9 protein-coding genes and 1 pseudogene are annotated in these 20,815 nt (G+C 43.7%); 7 read left to right on the plus strand and 3 right to left on the minus strand.

Annotated elements, in window-relative coordinates:
* The 6 genes from VF500_RS13980 to VF500_RS14005 form a co-directional block, all read left to right on the plus strand.
* Positions 1-1,888 (plus strand): SusC/RagA family TonB-linked outer membrane protein (locus VF500_RS13980; RefSeq protein WP_330860253.1); only part of this gene is annotated, 1,888 nt, incomplete at its 5' end.
* 12 nt (positions 1,889-1,900) lie between these two features.
* A complete protein-coding gene (locus VF500_RS13985) occupies positions 1,901-3,328 on the plus strand; it encodes a RagB/SusD family nutrient uptake outer membrane protein (protein ID WP_330860254.1) in 1,428 nt (475 codons plus the stop codon).
* A gap of 77 nt (positions 3,329-3,405) precedes the next feature.
* Positions 3,406-6,291, plus strand: a complete 2,886-nt coding sequence (locus VF500_RS13990) for a glycosyl hydrolase (RefSeq protein WP_330860255.1) — start codon at positions 3,406-3,408, stop codon at positions 6,289-6,291.
* Positions 6,292-6,320: 29 nt separating this feature from the next.
* The gene (locus VF500_RS13995) at positions 6,321-8,360 is read left to right on the plus strand and encodes a beta-galactosidase (protein WP_330860256.1); all 2,040 of its coding nucleotides are present in this window, start codon (positions 6,321-6,323) and stop codon (positions 8,358-8,360) included.
* A gap of 21 nt (positions 8,361-8,381) precedes the next feature.
* Positions 8,382-10,484 (plus strand): beta-galactosidase, encoded by a 2,103-nt coding sequence (locus VF500_RS14000; RefSeq protein WP_330860257.1) that lies wholly within the window; start codon positions 8,382-8,384, stop codon positions 10,482-10,484.
* Positions 10,485-10,510: 26 nt separating this feature from the next.
* Positions 10,511-11,362: a DUF1080 domain-containing protein gene (locus tag VF500_RS14005; RefSeq protein ID WP_330860258.1), complete on the plus strand. Its 852-nt coding sequence runs from the start codon at positions 10,511-10,513 to the stop codon at positions 11,360-11,362.
* Positions 11,363-11,663: 301 nt separating this feature from the next.
* On the opposite strand, the gene VF500_RS14010 is transcribed toward VF500_RS14005, so the two are convergent.
* From VF500_RS14010 to purL, 3 genes are all read right to left on the minus strand, one after another.
* Positions 11,664-12,074 (minus strand): hypothetical protein, encoded by a 411-nt coding sequence (locus VF500_RS14010; RefSeq protein WP_330860259.1) that lies wholly within the window; start codon positions 12,072-12,074, stop codon positions 11,664-11,666.
* A 302-nt stretch (positions 12,075-12,376) separates the two neighbouring features.
* Positions 12,377-14,656, minus strand: a complete 2,280-nt coding sequence (locus VF500_RS14015) for a hypothetical protein (protein WP_330860260.1) — start codon at positions 14,654-14,656, stop codon at positions 12,377-12,379.
* 711 nt (positions 14,657-15,367) lie between these two features.
* Positions 15,368-19,024, minus strand: a complete 3,657-nt coding sequence (purL, locus tag VF500_RS14020; RefSeq protein WP_330860261.1) for a phosphoribosylformylglycinamidine synthase — start codon at positions 19,022-19,024, stop codon at positions 15,368-15,370.
* Between the two features lie 866 nt (positions 19,025-19,890).
* On the opposite strand from purL, the pseudogene VF500_RS14025 reads away from it, so the two are divergent.
* Positions 19,891-20,815, plus strand: a pseudogene (locus VF500_RS14025) (two-component sensor histidine kinase); the annotation flags it as partial.

A 20,815-nucleotide genomic window follows, 5' to 3' on the forward strand; every position in this document is an offset into this window, starting at 1 on the left:
GCTAACGATCATCACCCGTTCAACCGCCAGCAGAACTACAGAAAATGGATTTGTAAATACCGACGGAAGCAACAGTACCGGCGGCGGCGCAAACGGGATCGGGGCTACCCTCCTTGCTGTACCAACCGTTCCTGTGCGGAATGCCAGCGGCAGTTACTCAAAAGTGTCGCCTTACAGTTTCAGCGGACCGGCTACCGAAAGCCCGGCTGCTTTACTGGATGTATTAAACAAAACCACTACGTATTATTACCAGGGAGGTATTGATTTGGTAGCCAATCCGATAAAAGGATTATCAAATACAACAAGGTTAGGATTTAATTATACCAACACAAGAGGCGATACCTATTACCCGTCTACCATGCTCGTTGTGACCAAACAAAGCGCACGATTGGCTGAATCCAAAAAATACGGTTACCTGTTTGAGGATTTTTTAACCTACACCAAAACATTTGGCAAGCTGCGTACGGAAACCGTAGCCGGTTTTTCTGCCCAGCAGGATAATTTCAGTTCCATTATATTGGCAGGTACAGGCTTTCCATCCGATCAGTTAAGCGATAATGCCATTCAGGCCGCAACTTCGGCTGCCATTCCGGTTACCTCTATTACGAAAACAACAATTGCATCTTTTTTTGCCAGGACACAGTTAGATTACAACAGCAAGTACCTGTTTTCAGCAAGCTTCAGGCGGGATGGTGCATCCGTGTTTTCGGACCTTCATAAATGGGCAAATTTCAGTTCTTTTTCGGGCGGCTGGCGTATCGGCGAAGAGGAATTTCTTAAAAACACAGAAGTTTCTAACTTAAAACTCCGTGCCAGCTGGGGACAAACCGGTAACCAGGCGATAAGTCCATATCAGTCGCTTTACCTGGCAACCGTTGTTAATACCGCCCAGGGCAGCGGAAACGGAGTTGGTGTAGGTTTAGCACCTAATTTGGCCAATAAGAATTTAACCTGGGAAACAACAACTCAAACAGATATCGGTATTGATTTTGGTATGAAACAGGATAAATACCGCCTGTCACTGGATTATTATATTAAAGACACTAAAGACCTTTTGGCTACGGTTCAATTACCGCAATCGTCCGGTTTCGGCAGCATTTCCGCAAACGTTGGCAGGGTGCAAAATAAAGGTGTGGAAGTAACGGCCGGTGCAACATTTGTCAACACCAAAGACATTTCATTCAGCGTAGACTTGAACTTCTCGAAAAACGTGAACGTTGTTAAAGCGACTAACAGGAATCGCGACATCCTTTCAGACCCATTGAATGCCGGGAATAATGCATTAACTATTGTCCGTGTCGGCCAGCCATTATTCTCGTTCTACACTCCTCATTTTGTAGGTTACGACAGTAACCGGTTCCCAATTTATCAGGATGTGAACGGCGACGGTTTAATCAATGCATCAGACAATCAAATTGCAGGCAGTTCGCTTCCCAATTTCTTCTACGGTGCCGATTTCAATTTCAAGTATAAAAGTTTCAGCCTGAATATGACCTGGGCGGGCGTACAGGGAGGGAAAATCAATAACCTTACAGCTTATCAGCTAACGCTGCCCGATGTTCAATTTAACAAGCTATCAACTATTAATAACTATTATCCTGTTGTATCAGATCGCTTTGTAGCGCGCGAATCGGACCAATTTATTGAAGATGCTTCCTTTTTCAGAATGAAAAACATCAGGTTGTCTTACAGGGTACCATCGAAAATATTGAAGATCAATAACCTTTCATTTTATGTCAGCGGGCAAAACCTGATCACCTTTACTAAATATACGGGCTATGATCCAGAGGTAAATGCCTTTAGCGGCACCAACAACCGTCAGGGCATAGATTATTTTCAATACCCTACCGCCAAGACAATCACATTGGGTTTAAGTGCAACATTTTAATTTACTCAGGTCATGAAAAAACTTTTCTCCATTATATTATTAGCAGGTATCATCACCGGCACAGGATGCAAAAAGTTCCTTGCAGAACAACCACAAAGCCAGCTGCTTTACGGAAACTTTGACGCGCAATCAATCGAGTCGGCAACAGTCGGCATTTATGAGCCCCTAACCCGCAGCCGCGGACGCTTATGGGAGTCTCACTATACTGCAGCATTGACGCTGCTGGAAGATTACGCTCATTCACGGTATACCCCGCAGGAAGCATATGCCAATTACGATTTCACACAGATCACCTACCAAGATAATTTTTGGCCGACGTTTTATCAGGCTATTTCCAGGGCTAACATTCTGATCAATGTTTTACAGGGCGGAACTTTCGCCAACGGGAACAAATATATCGGTGAAGCCCGGTTTGTAAGGGCGATCTGTTATTATCAACTCGTGAGGTGCTGGGGAAAAGTACCGTTGCGCTTGCAGCCGGTTGCAGATGCCCAAAATACAGGGCAGCCCCTGGCAGAGGTGGCCGAAGTTTATAACCAGATCATCAGCGACCTTCAATTTGCTGAAGCTAACCTGCCAAACACTACCACCCAGTATGGAAGGGCCACCGCAGGAGCAGCGAAGGTTGCACTTGCTGATGTTTACCTAACCTTAGCCCGTTATGCTGATGCGCGCACCAAAGCCAAAGAAGTGATTGATAACAAGTCTGTTTATGGCTATGACCTGCTGGCATCATTCAGTGATATTTTCTCGCCAACCTCGGCTACAAGTTCTGAAGAAGTTTTCGCATTAAAATTTTCAAGATCAAACGGACTTGGCAGTTTTGTTGCAGATTATGCGGCAGCAATCAATCAGTTCCAAGGGTTTGCGGCAGCCGGCAATGAAACATTTGGGGCATTAAGCACAACTCCGTTTATCAAAAATTGGGATGATAATGATCCGAGAAAGGCATGGACCCTGTACAACAAAGCCATTGTAAATGGCGCTAACGTGGTCATTAATGTAGCCCCGCCAAACGATCTGTTGTACGGCAAATTCCGGGACCCGCTCGCTCCATCCGAAACCGGAGCCGGCAATGATTTCTTTTTATACCGCTATGCAGACGTTCTGCTGATCTTCGCTGAAGCCGAAAATAAAGTCAATGGCCCTTCGGCAGATGCTTACAACGCGGTTAATATGGTTCGGAGAAGAGGTTATGGCGTCGGCATTACAACCGTCAATGCCGCTGTTGATCTTCCCGCGGGACTAACCCAAAGCACTTTCGATGATATGGTATTCAGGGAAAGAGGGTATGAATTTATGGAAGAGGACAAACGATGGTTTGACCTGCTTAGAACCGGCCGATATAAAACAGAAATTCCGGCGGCCGGTAAAAGGCTACCGCCTTCCACTTTATTCCCCATCCCGGCCCTTGAAAAGCTGACTAACGATAAGTTATAAAAGTCAATTCAGCAAAGTAAGCCATTGCTCTGTACAACGAGCAATGGTTTGCATTATTCTCCCAAAATTCAATAAAAATGCGGAGCAAAATTACCTTATTTGGTGCCTTTTTAATGGGCACCCAGCTATCTTATGGGCAAAACCAAACAAATCTCCCAATAAAAAACTGGTTGCCCATTTATGATTTTACATTAAAGAACTTTAGTCAGCCTCCAATTAAATTCGGGCCGATGTGTCGTTGGTGGTGGCCCGGCAACCTGGTTGAAAAAACGGAATTGAAACGGGAGCTTAACCTGTTTTCGGATAACGGTTTTGCAGGAGTTGAAGTACAACCGCTCAACCGAAGGATCCCGGTCAAAAACGAGAAAGACGAGGCAAGAAAATTAAGCTGGGACACCCCTGATTATTATGATAACCTACGCACGGTAATGCAGGAAGCACGCAAAAGGCACTTGATTGTTGATGTCACCAACGGCAGCGGCTGGCCCCCGGGCGGGTCATTTCTGACACCCGAAGACGGCTTTATTTCTCTGGAGTTTGGCACCACCACGGTAAGCGGTGGGCAAATGCTGGCAGTACCGTTGGTTAAACCTGATAGTCCGACAAAAGTTTTACCCCGACTGATCGCTGTGGTGATAGCTAAACAAATTGCTGGTCAGGCTTCCGGTAATAACGAAACAAAACGGCTGGATACGGCTGATATGAAAGAGGTTACTTCATATGTACAAAAAGACACCCTACGTTATGCTTTCTCCAAAGGCACCTGGAAAGTAATCGGATTTTGGGCGGTGCGTACCGGGGAAAGTACCGAAATGGCAGCTTCACCCAAACAAGGGCCCATCCTCAACCATTTTGATTCGCTGAGCGTGCTCAAATTTTATAATCATTTGTATGGTGACAGAACCGGACTGCAGCCCTATTTCGGCAATCCGATGCGGGCCGTATTCAGCGATAGTTATGAATTTACGGCCAATCGATTCTATGCCTATGATTTGCCCGCCTACTTCAAGGCCCGCCGCGGATACGACCTTATACCCTGGCTACCTGCAAATATGCAGAAAGGCTATAATACCGTAATCTTTTCAAGGCCTGATTCAAAACCGGATTTTTCTTTTTCCAATCAAGACTGGCGTTTGCGTTATGACTATGATCTAACCCTGAATGATCTCCTGCGTGATCACTTTTTCAAAACCAGCCGTAACTGGGCCGAAAAAAGGAACCTACTTTTCCGCACGCAAGCCTATGGTTTTAATATGGACATGATTGCCATGGCCGGCGCAGCTTCCATCCCTGAAACCGAAAGTATGTTAGGCACTGAAGCCAATTTAAAAATCATGACTTCCGGAGCGCTTTTATACAACCGGTCTATTGTTAGTGCAGAAGCCGTAGTGTTTGCAGGCCGGGCTTACACAAATACGCCGCAAAAGATCAGAATGGCTGTTGATAAGCTTTTTGCGGCGGGAGTTAATCAGATCATCTACCATGGCGTTCCCTATCGGTATGTTTCCGATAAATTCGGACCCGAAAACTGGTATCTGTTTTCTTCACCCCTGGGGCCCCATATCAATTTTTCATCTAACCTTGGCGAGGGCAATATTTTTTGGAAAGATCAAAAAAGAGTTAATACATATGTTTCGAGGGTTCAATATGCTCTCCGTTCGGGGAAACCGCATGCTGATGTATTAATTTACTATCCATTTTTAAATATAGAAGGCGCTCCCGATAACGAGGAGGAAATTTTGACCACCGGTTACCTGAAAGATGTGGAAGGGCCTTTACCTCCACCAAAAAAATACGAGGTCCCCGACCCTGTCAAAATAAAATGGGCAAGCAAAGTATACCCGCTGATCAACCAACTGGAAGCCGCCGGCATTTCCTGGGCATGGGTAAATGACGAATCGATCCAAGTTGCAAAACTTCAAAAAAACAATGCGATCGATATCCGTGGTAATTTTTCAGCCGCCCTGATCCTGGCGAACGACTCAACCATTCAGCTCAGATCTGCTGAAAGAATCAAACAGTTGGCAGCAAGAGGGATGCGCTTACTGGTAACCGGGGCCATACCGGTTCAACAGTTCTCCTTTTTGAACTGGCGGGAGAATGATCAAAAAACAATGCAAAGCATTTCAACCGCGCTCCAGATGCATGACAGTCAATACCTGAATGATAAGGATGCCATTAAGAACTGGATAAACAAGCTGCCCAGGTCAATCAAATATCAGAAGGAATACCGCTTCAGCCGTCAGACTGAACGGGAAATGACCGATGGCAGCCGGATCAAATTTATTTGGAACAAAAGTGAGAAATGGCAAACGATCAGTTTAAGCCTGGATAAAAAGTATACAAAAAGTTATTGGTTAAATGCTGATGCCGGAACTATGTACAAAAATAATGGCCGGTCAGTCTCCTGGCAGCTTCCCCCCTACGGATCTGTATTGCTGTTTGCATCCACAAATAACACAACTAATCAAGTAACAGCCAGCACGCCTATTACTGTTGATCCCAATAAGTCAATACTTAGTATCAAAAAATGGGATCTTAAAACGGATAGCTTAACAATAAAAAACTCAGAATTATTTGACTGGAGAACGAATGAGCAGCTAAAATACTCATCAGAAACAGGAATATATACCTCCACGTTTCAATGGCCATTACTCAAAACTTCCACTGGTCATTTTTTCCTGGATCTTGGTCATGTTTCATTTACTGCCGAAGTATATATCAACGCCAAATTCGCCGGAAAAGTGATCTATTCTCCTTATGTGCTGGATATCAGCAAATATCTGGTTAAAGGGACAAATACTCTTGAAGTGCGCGTTGTTCCCGGGCAATTGAACGGATTTATTGGCAAGGCCAATAATGGCGACCCGCGATACCTTCAGTTCAAGAAAAAAAATGATCAGCTGATGTCTGCTGGCTTGCTGGGCCCCGTAACGATCAGACCTGCAAATAAACACGATTAAAAATCTTTCCCAAAGCATTAAAGTGAACAATGAAAATACAAAAAACGATTATTGCAATGCTAACGATGTACCTCCTTTCCGGAAGTATCAAAGCACAGGAGCTCTACGTCGGCACAAATTACCACCCGCATGACAGTAATCCCATCCAATGGCAAAAAGACATTGAATTAATGAAGGCTGCGGGCTTCAAAGTGGTACGTATGGGCCATTTGGCCTGGGATAGCTATGAACCTACTGAAGGTCATTTTACATTCGCCTGGTTTGACCAGGTAATGGATATAATGAATAAAGCTGGCATCAAGGTGATACTGGATATCGCCGTAAGGCCTGCTCCGTTATGGCTACACCACAAATATCCGGGCATTGATATCACTGATGCGAGCGGAAACCGCCTTTACGCCAACCACCGTTACATGGAAGATATCGGAGACCCCGACTATCAACGGCATGCCCTGCGTTATGCCTATACGATTACCAAAAGATATGCCCATCACCCGGCTTTATTGGCCTTTGGCATAGATAATGAATCCGGCGACGGCCAGTTCTCCTTTTCGGAGCCGGCCAGGCAACGCTTTATCAGTTGGCTTAAAAAGAAATATTTTAGCCTCGATGCCTTAAACAAAGCCTGGGCAAGCCAGCGCTGGTCAAGACGGGTCGCTGATTTTGAGGAAATCGGGTTCCCCATGTCAAGCAGTATTCAGGGGCCGCCTGAGCGTGTAATGGACTGGCGGCTTTTTGAGTCGGATGAGATCAATCAATTTTTAACCAGCCTGATGGACAAAGCACACGCCAATGCCCCCGGTGTACTAACTACAACGAACGCCTGGTATTTCTCCGCCAAAAAATACTTCGACTACTCCCAGGTAACTTACAGCGGCAAAATGGACCGTAACGGTGGCGGTTTTTATCCGGGAAGTTCGCTTAAAAACAATACTGGCTTGTATAAAGGCCTGTTTGAAATGGCCAAAATGCAACTGGAAAGCAAAACACCGTATTGGGGAGTGGAATTTACAACCATGACCGCTGTGCCTAACTCCATTCGCCGTTCAGCGTACGCAACACTATTATTTGGTAATCAAATGGTCTGCGGCTGGACCTGGCAAAGTATGCCTGGCGGTGAAGAACAATACCTGGAAGGCATGAGCGACTGGGATGGCCTGACTAACCGGAAATACGAGGAATACAAAACCATAGCGCAGGAATTTAAAAAGATCGAAAAATATGGATTTCCTTATAAAAATAAAGCAGAGATCGGTTTGGCATTTTCTTTTCCAAGCCAGATAGCAAGTTATGCCTATCCTGAGCAGCACGACGATCAGTTAAAAACCTGTTTTGATCAGGTCGCTGGTCGTAACATCGACAGTAAAATACTGAACATTGAGCAGAGCGATCTGCATTATAAATTGTTGATCATGCCCGGAGTAGCAGTCATCGACAGCCTAACCGCCGAAAAAGTCCGTAAGTATGTTAAAGATGGAGGAACAGTCATCATGACCTCCTATTCGGGTTTGGTGGATACCCATAACCAGGTATTCGCCACTACCCATCCTGGGCTATTGAGCGATGTTTTTGGGATAAGGGTAGCCTCCTATGAAGAAACTGCTTATATGAATGAAATAGCCAGGGACACCACTACCGGCAATCAGCTTAAAATTCAATATAATAATCAAAAGATACAAGTTACCTCACCGCGTTTCGATGTGATCCAACCCAAAGAGGCTAAGGTCATTGCCAATATAACTAACCTGAACCAGGACTATCCTTTGATTACCAGTAATCACTATGGTAAAGGAACTGCAATTTACATCGGCATCCCGGCCCGGGAAAATGTACTTGCACCATTGATCGATGATCTTTCCAAATCGCTATTTCTGAAGAGCGGCCCCGCTGCCCCACAGGGTGTATTGGCGCGGTTTATAGACGGCAAACATATCTTGTACCTGAATATAACTAACCAGGATCAGAAAATAGATCTTAAGGGAGAAGCAAAAAGCATTTTAACCGGTAAGGATTACAAAGGTCAACTTCTTTTAAAACCCAACGAACCGGAATTTATTGAAATCAATTAATAATATCGAAACAACCAACCGATGAAGATCTTTAAATCAATTACAGTGCTATTAACTGCTTGCTTTTTTTCACAATTGGTCGCGGCACAAATCAAGAAACTGAACAATGTGCTTTACGGGGCTGCCTATTATCAGGAATACATGCCGGAAGAGCGCCTTCAGGAGGATCTGAAACTCATGGATGCATCGGGGATGTCGGTTGTTCGTTTGGGAGAATCCAGTTGGAGCCTGTTTGAGCCGCGGGAAGGTGAATTTGATTTTGCATGGATGGACAAAATCATTGACGGACTTCAAAAAAATGGCATAAAGGTCATTTTAGGAACGCCAACCTATTCCATACCGGCCTGGCTCTGGCATAAACATCCTGAGATTTTGCTTGATTACGAGAAAGGCGGCAAAGCTTATTACGGCATCAGGCAAAATATGGATATCACTAACCCTGCTTTTTTATTCTATGCCGAACGGATCATCCGGAAACTGATGGAGCATTATGCTAAAAACCCGGCAATCATTGGTTTCCAGGTGGATAATGAAACCACTTCCTATAATGTAAACAACTATGATTTTCAAATCAGCTTTGTAGACTATCTGAAAAAGAAATTCGGCACCATCGACCGCCTCAATAAAGTATGGGGAATGAATTACTGGGGCATGACAATGAATGGCTGGGAGGAATTCCCGCAAAAAGATGGGGTAACCAACCCTGGTTATAAATTGGAATGGGAACGGTTTAAACGTAAGTCCGTAGCTGATTATCTGAACTGGCAGGTCAAAATAGTACGTGAATATAAGCGCCCTGATCAATTCGTAACACATTGTTTTATGCCTACTGTGCAGGACATTGACCAGGTGGCAAGTGCCCAAAATATGGATGTCATGGCGGTTAATGTTTACCATGGTTCACAGGATAACCTGACCGGTGAAGAGATAGCTTTTGCCGGCGATTTTTTCCGCTCGGTTAAAATGAAAAACTACCTGATCACAGAAACCAATGCGCAAACAACAGGCTGGGATTCCAAAGCGCAAATGCCCCCATATGACGGCCAGCTCAGGATGAACGTTTATGCCCACCTCGGGTCTGGTGCCAATATGGTTGAATACTGGCATTGGCACTCGATCCACTATGGCCAGGAAACTTATTGGAAGGGCATCCTGTCGCACGATCTTCAGCCCAACCGTGCGTATGCCGAATATTCCAAAACGGCGCATGAATTGCAGCGGTTCGGGAGCAAGCTGGTAAATCTGAAGATCAGGAACAAGGTAGCTATCCTGTTTAGCAACGATGCAAATGCAGGGTTAAACATCATGCCCTTTAAAGACCCGAGAATTAACATTCCGAACAAACCCGTAAATATTTACCGAAATGAATTGGTGAGCCAGTTTCATAAGGCACTTTTCAGAAACAGTGTTGGCGTCGATTTTATCTTCCCGGAAAACACAAATTTCAACGATTATAAGCTGATCATTATTCCATCGCTTTATATAGCCAGTGATGAATTGCTGAATAAGATCAGTGATTATGTAGCCAACGGTGGCCATGTGATCATGCAATTCAAAAGTGGTTTTTGCGACGAAAATTCGATGGTACGCCCCGTCCTTGCCCCGGGCCCGTTGCGTAAGGCCTGTGGATTTTATTACCAGGAATTTACCAATTTTAATGAGTTAAGCCTGAAGGGTAACCCTTTCAAGGTGGATGATGCTGATAACAAGGTTTACAATTGGGGCGAGTACATTATCCCCGAAACGGCAAAGCCATTGGCCTACTTTGACCATCCCTACTTTGACAAATATCCCGCTGTGATTATCAATAACTGGGGGAAAGGAACACTGCTTTACGAGGGGACAAATGTCTCGGATTCCATCCAGGAAAAGCTTATTCTACAAGAAATGGAACGCGCCGGAATTAAAACAGTGGATCAAAATATGCACTGGCCATTGGTAACCAAAGCCGGGATCAATGAGGCCGGTAGTAAGGTCCATTATTATTATAATTACAGTTCAACAACTACCAGCCTCAATTACCCTCACAAAAAAGGTACGGAACTGATTAGCAATAAATCTGTAACTTCCGGGAGTACAATTGAGATTGCCCCCTGGGGTGTTTTGATTATCGAAGAAAATTAACAATTAAGTTATATAACCACTTGAATATGGAACCTAAATCGACAAAGGAGAACAAAAACACCAAAGCGTTTTATACAAAGTTGTTTTTTGCGTTGTTTTCCTGCTTTCTTATCCTGGGTTGCAGCAGTGCAAGAAAAATAAGCGGCAACGATACAGACCCAGGTTGGACAAAGCTGTTCAATGGCCATGACATTAAAGATTGGTTTGTTAAGATCAACCATCACGAGGTGGGCGAAAATTTCGGAAATACTTTTCGTGTTGAAGATGGCATAATCAAAATCAGGTATGATCAATACGGAAATTTCAACGATCAGTTTGGCCACTTGTACTACAAAACGCCATTTTCTTATTATCATTTACGGTTTGAGTACCGCTTTGTTGGCAAATGGCAAACAACCGCCCCGCCATATACGATCCTCAACAGCGGTATGATGTTCCATTCGCAGGACCCGAGGACGATGTTAAAGGATCAGGATTGGCCCATCTCTATCGAATTTCAGTTATTAGGCGGCCTCGGCGATGGCAAGCCACGACCAACAGGTAATATGTGCTCCCCCGGCACCGATGTGGTTTATAAAGGAAAGGTATCGCCTGACCATTGTATCAACTCTACTTCAAAGACATACGACGGTGAGCAGTGGGTAAAAGCGGAACTGATTGTGCAGGGCAATAAGTTGATCACGCACATCATCAACGGTGATACCGTACTGCAATATTCAAGGCCTACTATTGGCGGCGGTGTTGCACATGGATACGATCCAAAGTACAAGCAGGACGGAAAACTATTGAATACCGGTTTTATAGCCCTGCAAAGCGAAGGGCAACCGGTCGATTTCAGGAATATAGAAATTAAGCAGCTGCCCGTTACAGATCGTTGAGACCCGGGGAAATACTATAACCATTAAGCCCCATAATCGTCATATTTAAGTTATCAGGCAATTTAAGCGCGTACGAATCAGGACAAGTAAAAAAGATCACTTTTCACTATTTTAAAGGGCTATAAGGCGATCTCAAGACTAAAATTCCATCTCGTCAGGCAGAACCAGTAAGGGTATAATTGGTTCAATTTCAAGACCTCCAGCTCCACCCAGAGGGATTTTCGATTGAAAATCCCTTTTTTGTTAGTTATCAACAATATTTAATCCCTCATTATCAGTTTATTATACGCCAAAACAGGCATCAATACAGGTATTCAACAGACGCCATTTTCATAGTATAAATTGCTGTCGAACACCTTTGATACGAGAAGTATTTTTCAATAGTATCTAACTGGTTATAAGCAGATTTCAGGTCCCCGAACCGGTATAAATGCTTCTTCAAAATTTCATACCCCTGATTCTGATCCCGGGTATACCGCTCTATGTAAGCCTTAATTGTAAATATCTCGGTATTATAGGTGGATGACCAAGGTTCATAGGTGTCGCGGCCAATTTGGTTACCACTCCATTTTTCTTCCACTGAATGCAATTTTTCTTCCAGTGTTGCCAGCTCTGATTTTTCACTGCTGATGATTTCCCGTTGTTCTTTAAGTTTGTGTTCTACAGATTCATCAGCAGTTTCCTTTATCCTATTAATTTCTGTATCTGACAAACTGATATACTCCAGGATCTGTTTAAGTTGATCATGCGCCTTGATTGCGCTTATATTGTTGTGTCTGGAGTGTTTGCTTTTATAATAATAGTACCAGTTACCTCCTTTTCCGCTGGAGAGTGCACCAGAGAGCGGTTAACCGCAATAGCATTTAAGAATGCCCCTCAATGGAATCTTATCATCCAAAGCTTTTTTGCCCCTATCGGGCTTTTCCAGCTTCTGCTGAACTATCTGCCGCGTCATTTTGTCTATCAACGGCTCGTGTCGGCGCCGTAATTATGATTTGCAGACTGAAATATTAGTCAAAATACTTTTTCTTCATAAGTCAATTTTCCTTCTGCATTAATTCCTTCGATTACTACTTTAAATCGTCTGCTGAAGTCATTGTTAAAGAAATGGATGTCAAATTCATGTGAACTTTCGTCCATTATTAAATTAGGATTCCAATAAAGTGTTGTTCTTGTATCCCGCGACAAGTCTGAAATTACCGCTGTCGAATAATCCGGAGAATAGAATTCCTGGACTATTGAATAGCCGTTCAAGGTATTCAACAATCTATTATCTTTCTCTTTAACATAATCGGTGCCTTTACCAATTTTTGTATATACAGCTATAACCCCACCGTTGGCCCCGAATGCCCCTCCTTGCGATGGGTCGTAAACTTTCATGTATATGAACTCCGTCATGTCAATACTTCGTAAGTCTGTAGTTGAGCTTTCAACATTATTCAGGAAAAATTTTACCTGAGCATTACGCCAGGACACAGAAGGCGATAATGATGTAGGGTTGGTTACTTGTATGCCGGGTATTTTTAATTGGAGATACTGAAAAAGCGATCTATAATTTTTTGTGGTGGGGTCATTACTAATATCCACTTGTTGGGTGATTCCGCCTTGAAACAACCCACTTGTAAATTTTCGGTCAAGCTTTGCTGTGTTTTCCACGGGTTTCGCCTTTATTACGACCTCCTTTAATGGAGTAACGGAAAAATTTCGTATTCTTTTAATGCTATCAAGTAAATGCAATTTAGCGCCAGATTTACTTAAAGAAACATGATTATCGTATTCGTAGTCAAAACCACTCAACCTATACTGATCTAAGAGTCCATTTCTAACAACAATTTTTGGTATCTTAAAATCCCTCCTGTTCCCTGCAACGCTAAAATGCAATTTGCCGGTTCCAAAAAAAATTATTCCATCTTTGAAAAAAGTTCCTTCTTTAGTAATTGGCAAAGTGAATAAGGTCGCACTTGAATCGGCAGTGGTAAGTAAAATGTTAACTGTAGTGGAGGATTTTAAAGAGGAAGCACTGACACCTGTTATCTTTCCGTCCAGTGTTAAAAAATTTGTTTCTTTAAATGTTGTCGCTCCCTCACCTTTCCGGAGTAGTTGCCAATTGTATTTTCTCCACCCATGCGTGAGCATCACAAGGTCTAAATCTGCCAAGGTGCTATCTGCCGTATTTTGAAAGTAATAAAAAGGGTCAAAAATTTTGCCCCTCAAATCTCCAGTAAACAATAATTGGGAAATGATATTACTTTTATACTTTTCCGAAGGATCAAGATCTGAATCCGTTATGGCAACTGATACGTTAGACCTAACAGAATCCTTCCTTATCAGTTTTATGATATTTAACCCTCTTCTTTTTTTATTGGTTTGCAATAGTGAAGGTTGAATAGCAAACCCATAATTTTCGTTATTTATAAAAGTTATCCGTTCTGCTATCGGATTAAGTTCATTATCGAAAATCGTAATATTAAGAATTCCAGAAGGTAACCCCTTCGTATTTATAACATCATGAGTACTTTCTGCAAGCGTTAAATCAACCTTTGCTTCATAGATAATTTTACTGTTCAAACATGCCAGGACAGTAAGTTTTTTATTTGATTCAATAATAGTCTTTGATCTAAATATCGTGAATCTTTTACCGTTAGGGCTCCGTGATACCTGTAAAGCAATCCCCTGTTCCTGTACAATGGGTAACAATGAATATTGTTCTTTTCCTCCCGGAGATTTCCAAACCGCAAAATATCTTCTTTCCTCTTGGGGAATTATCATAAAAGAACCCATGCCATCATGTTTTGATTCAAATGTCGTTATCACCTTATTTTTATCATCTTTAATAAATCCTGCAGCATTTTCAGGTAACCCTTCGCTGTTAGTGACTTTAAATGCCATAACACAGGGAACATTTATAAGCCAATTACCACCCTCTGGCATGAATTTAATAACAGGATCGGCCTGGTTTTTAAGTTCAGCTTTTTGAATAGAATTAGCAATCTTGAGAAAGTTCTCGTAAATAAAGGCTGTGTCGCTATTTAATTCTGAAATTGTGTAGGCACGAGTAAAATACCCTATTATATTACTATCTAGCGGCAATATTATGTTACCATATGCCGTCGATTCAAGAATTGGGCTGGTGAATCGCCTTACTAACTCTCCATTTGGAGTTGTTACCTCAAGATAAAAATTTTTACTATATCGGGAATTTTCCGTTCCGTCAGATAAATATGCCTTAAACCAAACAGTATCGCCGCTTAAGTAGTTGTGTTTGTCAAAATGGACATATATTTTCTCTCGCATGTACTTTAAATTTTCTAGTCCACGGGAAAAGTCAGGTTGTTGGGCATTTAAAAGTTTGGAAGTAAATATGAAATAAAGAGTAAGAAAAACAAAAGTAGATTTACATTTTATCATCATAAATAGTTTATCGATACTTTAAATGAGGCAAGGTTTTTTTCAATGTCGCAAGTCCATAACTACCCTGAAAGTTAATAAATTAAAACAAAAAACAACATAAGCTACATACCAAATTATCGTAAGCAATAATCGTGTTTGTATTGCGGCGGCAGTTTGTTCCCGTCTTGTTAATTTTATCGTGTGTTTGCAAACTAATATTCATATGTACCAACTGCGCATAGATTTTTTTTGCGCTTGTGCTCATTCTATCACGGCCTGGAAACGGCAACGGTTTACCCGCCCATTATGAAGGGTGGTGTGAGTTGATCTTCCAGTTCGCCAGTTTCCTCGTCGATAACAAAAACGGCGTACGCTCTTTTTATATAATCAGGGCGATATATAAGTCAATTCTTTTTACCGCCTTTGAGGTTTATCTTTTTTGTAATCATCACCGGGGGCCGCCACTTTCTTTTTTCTCAAGCACAATCGAATATTCTTTACAAAACGCCAACGCCTGCGAAAAATCAAAATCATACCCCTCATCAAAATCCCTCACTTCCTACCCACAAAAAAGCCCCAACCAAAGTTGAGGCTCTCTAAAACAAGTTACTTTTCCTATTTCTCCAACCAAACCCTTGCGTTCACAAATGCTTCCATCCATGGCGATACTTCGTCTTTACGCCTGGTTGGATAGTTAGCCCAGTGCCATTGGAAAAGGGAGCGCTCAATATGGGGCATCATCACCAGGTGACGGCCGGTCTTGTCGCACATCATGGCAGTGTTGTAGTCTGAGCCATTGGGGTTGGCGGGGTAGCTTTCATAGCCATATTTGGCTACGATGCTATATTGCTCTTCGGCATATGGTAACTGGAACCGTCCTTCGCCGTGCGAGATCCAAACGCCAAGCGTTGAACCGGCCAGCGTAGACAGCATCACCGAGTTATTTTGTTGTATGGTTAGTGAAGTAAAGCCGCTTTCGTGTTTATGGCTTTGGTTGTGCAGCATCTTCGGCTTTTCGGCATGGTCAGGGTTGATCATGCCCAACTCAATAAACAGCTGGCAACCGTTACAGATACCCACAGAGAGCGTATCCTCGCGTTCAAAGAAATTTTGAAGGGCTACACGGGCCTTTTCATTGTACAGGAAGGCACCAGCCCAGCCTTTGGCTGATCCCAATACATCCGAGTTAGAGAAGCCGCCTACGGCTCCGATAAACCGGATGTCTTCCAGTGTTTCCCGGCCTGAGATCAGGTCAGTCATGTGGACATCCTTCACGTCGAAACCAGCGAGGTACATAGCATTAGCTAACTCGCGCTCGGAGTTACTGCCTTTCTCGCGGATTACGGCTGCTTTTGGTCGTGGCTTGCCTGCATTTATAACCGGTTTCTTTCCGATAAAGCCTGCCGGGAATTTATATTTTAAAACATGGTTCTTGTAATTTTCAAAACGCTCCCTGGCTTTCTCCAGACCACTTTGTCTCTGATCCAGCAGGTAAGAGGTTTTAGTCCACACATCCCTCAGGTGATCAATATCAAACGACCAGCTACCGTTAGCATTTTTCACGGTCAGTGTAGCTGTTGTCTCAACAGTACCAATCTTGTGGAAAGCAATACCATTGCTTTCCAGCACTGCTTCTACTGCTACATCAGCCTGGAAAACAATTCCGATGTTTTCAGCAAACAGCGTTTCGATGATATCCTGGTCGCCTAATGCGGAAAGGTCGATCGTTGCACCTAAATCGCGGTCAGCGAAGCAGAGTTCTAACAAGGTAGTGATCAAGCCGCCGCTACCTATATCATGCCCGGCCTGGATTTGACCTGCTTTGATCAGTTGCTGCAGGGTGTTAAACGTATTTTTGAAAGCGCCGGCGTCTAATACATCCGGTGTTTCGGAACCTATTTTATTTAAAATTTGAGCAAATGATGAACCGCCCAGCTTATAGGTATCGCCCGATAGGTTGATATAATAGATCGCGCCCCCGTTTTTTTGCAGCACAGGCTCTATTACCCCGGTAATATCATCGCAGTGCCCGGCTGCCGAAATAATGACGGTACCAGGTGCAATCACTTCGCCATCCTTATACTTTTGCTTCATGGAAAGCGAGTCTTTCCCAGTCGGGATGTTGATACCCAGTTCAATTGCAAATTCAGAGCAGGCCTTTACAGCTGCATATAAACGGGCATCCTCGCCCGCATTTTTACAGGCCCACATCCAGTTGGCCGAAAGCGATACGCTCTGCAAGCCATCCTTCAACGGTGCCCAAACGATATTAGAAAGCGATTCCGCAATGGCATTACGACTCCCCGATGCCGGGTCAATCAATGCCGAAAGCGGCGCATGACCGATTGAAGTAGCAATACCATCCTTGCCCTGATAATCCAGCGCCATTACACCGCAATTGTTCAGCGGCAACTGCAGTGGGCCGGCACATTGTTGCTTCGCCACTCGTCCACCTACACAGCGGTCCACTTTGTTCACCAGCCAGTCTTTAGACGCTACTGCTTCCAGTTGCAGTACCTGCGTGAGGTAAACCTGCAATTGAGATGCGTCATAAGTTACCGGCCTATACTTTCGTTCGATCGTTTTATCTTGCATCACCACCTTTGGTGAACTGCCAAACATATCGTCCATTTTAAGGTCCATTGGCTTGGCACCCGTAGTGGCTGATTCAAAGGTAAAATGATGGTCGCCGGTCACTTCTCCTACTGTATACATCGGAGAGCGTTCGCGGTTGGCAATCTTTTGCAGTATCTCTATATTTTCTTGCCCGATCACCAGGCCCATACGTTCCTGAGATTCATTTCCTATAATTTCTTTCGCTGAAAGGGTTGGGTCGCCAACAGGTAGTTTATCCAGGTCGATCTTACCTCCCGTTTCTTCTACCAGTTCAGAAAGGCAGTTTAAGTGACCGCCTGCACCATGATCGTGGATAGAAACAATCGGGTTGATATCACTTTCCACCATCCCACGGACCGCATTTGCTACGCGCTTCTGCATTTCCGGGTTTGAGCGCTGGATCGCATTCAGCTCGATGCCGGAACCTAAAGCGCCGGTATCTGCTGATGAAACGGCTGCACCTCCCATCCCGATACGGTAATTATCGCCACCTAAAATGACCACTTTATCACTTACCTGCGGGCTGTGTTTTTTGGCTTGCGATAGCTTGCCGTAGCCTATACCGCCTGCCTGCATAATTACCTTATCGTAACCCAGCGTGCGTGACTCTTCCTCATGCTCGAAAGTGAGCAGCGAACCCGTGATCAGCGGCTGACCAAACTTGTTACCAAAATCAGATGCGCCATTTGAGGCCTTAATCAAAATATCAACTGGTGATTGATAAAGCCATTTACGCTCGGTAACACCATTTTCCCAGGGGCGGTCTGCTGCTAAACGCGACAACGCTGTCATGTATACCGCTGTACCCGCCAACGGAACAGAACCCTGGCCACCGGCCATCCTGTCCCTGATCTCACCACCTGACCCGGTAGCTGCCCCGTTAAAAGGCTCAACAGTGGTAGGAAAGTTATGGGTTTCGGCTTTCAGGGAAATTACCGATTCAAAATCTTTGATCTCGTAGAATTCAGGTACATCGGGACGTTTTGGAGCGAATTGCTGAACCACGGGACCTTTTACAAAGGCTACGTTATCTTTATAAGCCGAAACAATCCCGTTCGGGTGAGCCTCGGACGTTTTTCGGATGAGTTTAAACAACGAAACAGGTTGCTCCTGTCCATCGATCACAAAAGTACCGTTAAAAATTTTGTGGCGGCAGTGCTCCGAATTTACCTGAGAAAAGCCAAACACTTCAGAGTCGGTCAGCTTACGACCTAATTTTTCAGAAAGGCCATTCAGATATTGAACCTCTTCGTCACTTAAAGAGAGCCCCTCCTGCTTATTATATTGTGCGATGTCTGCTATTTCCAGGATCGCTTCCGGTTTAATATTAATAGTAAAGATTTCCTGGTTAAGCGCTGCATATCTTTGAAACAGCATCGGGTCAAAGTTCGAAAAATCCGAATCAACCACTGTAAATTCCTCGATCCGGATAATGCCTTCAATACCCATATTCTGTGTAATTTCAACTGCATTGGTACTCCATGGGGTAACCATCGCCGCCCGGGGACCAACAAAAAAACCGGTCACAATTGTATCCCGGTTTAATTCCGCACCTGCAAAAAGCCAGCTTAGTTTTGAAATATCTGTCGGCTGGAGCGTTTGACTATGTTGTACCGCAAAAACTCTATTCGCTTTATTAAAGAAAAAGTAAATCATAACCTCGTTTCAAGGTGCAAAGTTAGCCTTTTTTTAAAAGACAGTCAACATTAAAGGAGAACCGCTTCGAATTACAACTATACTAATTACTCAAAAAGATCACCAGAAGTTAAGGGCGTCCCGTTACTGGGCTCGAATCGATAGCCAATTTGAGCTGCGATCCAATAAAAGACTAACCTTAATTACCGTTACAAATCGATAGATTTTGGTTTGGCTATTTAATTCCCAAGTGTTTATTTCATCCTTCCCCTACCTTTTACAGATAACTTAGGCGGTTTTGACGATGGTAAAATCTCTTAGTTTGTACACCCAACGATTACAGGAAGTATCAACTGCGTTAGGGAGTTGAAATATCAGTTATTTAATACCTTTATTAAAATAACTATGATCAGGTTACGAATAAGGGTCGCCAATTACAAAAGTGTAGAAATCTGGCAATCACCTGGGGAGGCGAAAGTTTTTGATCCTACTAAACTTCTGATACAATTACTATCAATTTAGTATCATTGATCAAACGATTTTACAAATCATCGAATTAGCAAAATCATTGTTACCTATTAAAACCTGAATAAAAATCATTTTATAGCCATAAAAAGGTAAAACAGTCAATATCGGATAATTTACGACCTTAAGCTATGCCACAAATAGCTTCGTTTTTGATAAACGAAAACGAGGCCTTGCTTAATAACTGCTGAAATATAACCACATTATCAAAGCCCAGTAACAGGCTTTAACGTTTTAGATACTACTCCTTTTTGCCCCTGCTCTGAACTTATCCGTTTCAATTTCGTACAAAACCGAATAAACCGGAATTCATGTCTCGCGTCCATCTATTGGTCTTCCTATTATGTTGCTTGTTTACCATCATGGCTTGCGGCCAGGGCAGACAGCATCGTGTAAAGATCAGTGCTGCCGATAGCGTAGCGCTCAGGTGGGATGAATCGCAAAGTTCCCGTTATCAAAGCTCCCGGCCAGATTCTGCCGTTGCCTTCGCTTATCGCGGTTTAAAACTGGCGCAGCGCCTTAAAAACAAAGCCGCCGAAAACAATTTCTTATCCAGGCTTGCCCTTATCAATGCCGAATATGGCAACCTCGGACTGGCCATCAAATTCCAACAGCAGGTTTTGTCCGGCTTCCGGACGTCTGGCGATCATCGCCAGATAACAGATGCATCCTCTTGTTTAGGCATCCTCGAAGCGCGTGCGGGGAATGTTCATAACGGCAGACAACTGATCCAACATTCGTTACAGGAATACCGTTCCATTAACGATACGGCAGGTATGATCAGTGCTTACACCCGGCTGGGCGAAGTTGCCGAATTGAGCGGGCAACCAGCTCAAGCCCTGCAAAATTACCAGCTGGCAGAAAAACTTCACGAAGGCAGGCCGCTTTCCGACGCTTATTTCGAATTGATCCATCATATTGGCAAAGTACATGGCCGTCTGGGTAACCCTACAGCGGCAGCCGCATACTACGAAAAGGGGGCTGCTAAAAGTGTGGATCGCAGCTACCTCAAAGCACATATCGCATTTCTCAATAAAGCAGGGATCGCCTGGACCGAACTGGGTGATAAAGATAAAGCACTTGCCTTTCACCGGCAGGGGTTGGAAAAGGCAAGAAATAACGGCCTGCGTGAAGAAGAAGCCCGATCCTTAATGGGTATCGCGTCTGTGCTAAAAAAGGATGACGCTGCTGAAAGCATCTCACACTTGCAAAAAGCATTGGAAATAGCTAAGGCCATTGGCCACAAACAACTCAGCAGCGAGATTTACCATAGCCTATCTGATGTTT

It is taken from the genome of Mucilaginibacter sp. (assembly GCF_036383575.1).
GTDB lineage: Bacteria > Bacteroidota > Bacteroidia > Sphingobacteriales > Sphingobacteriaceae > Mucilaginibacter.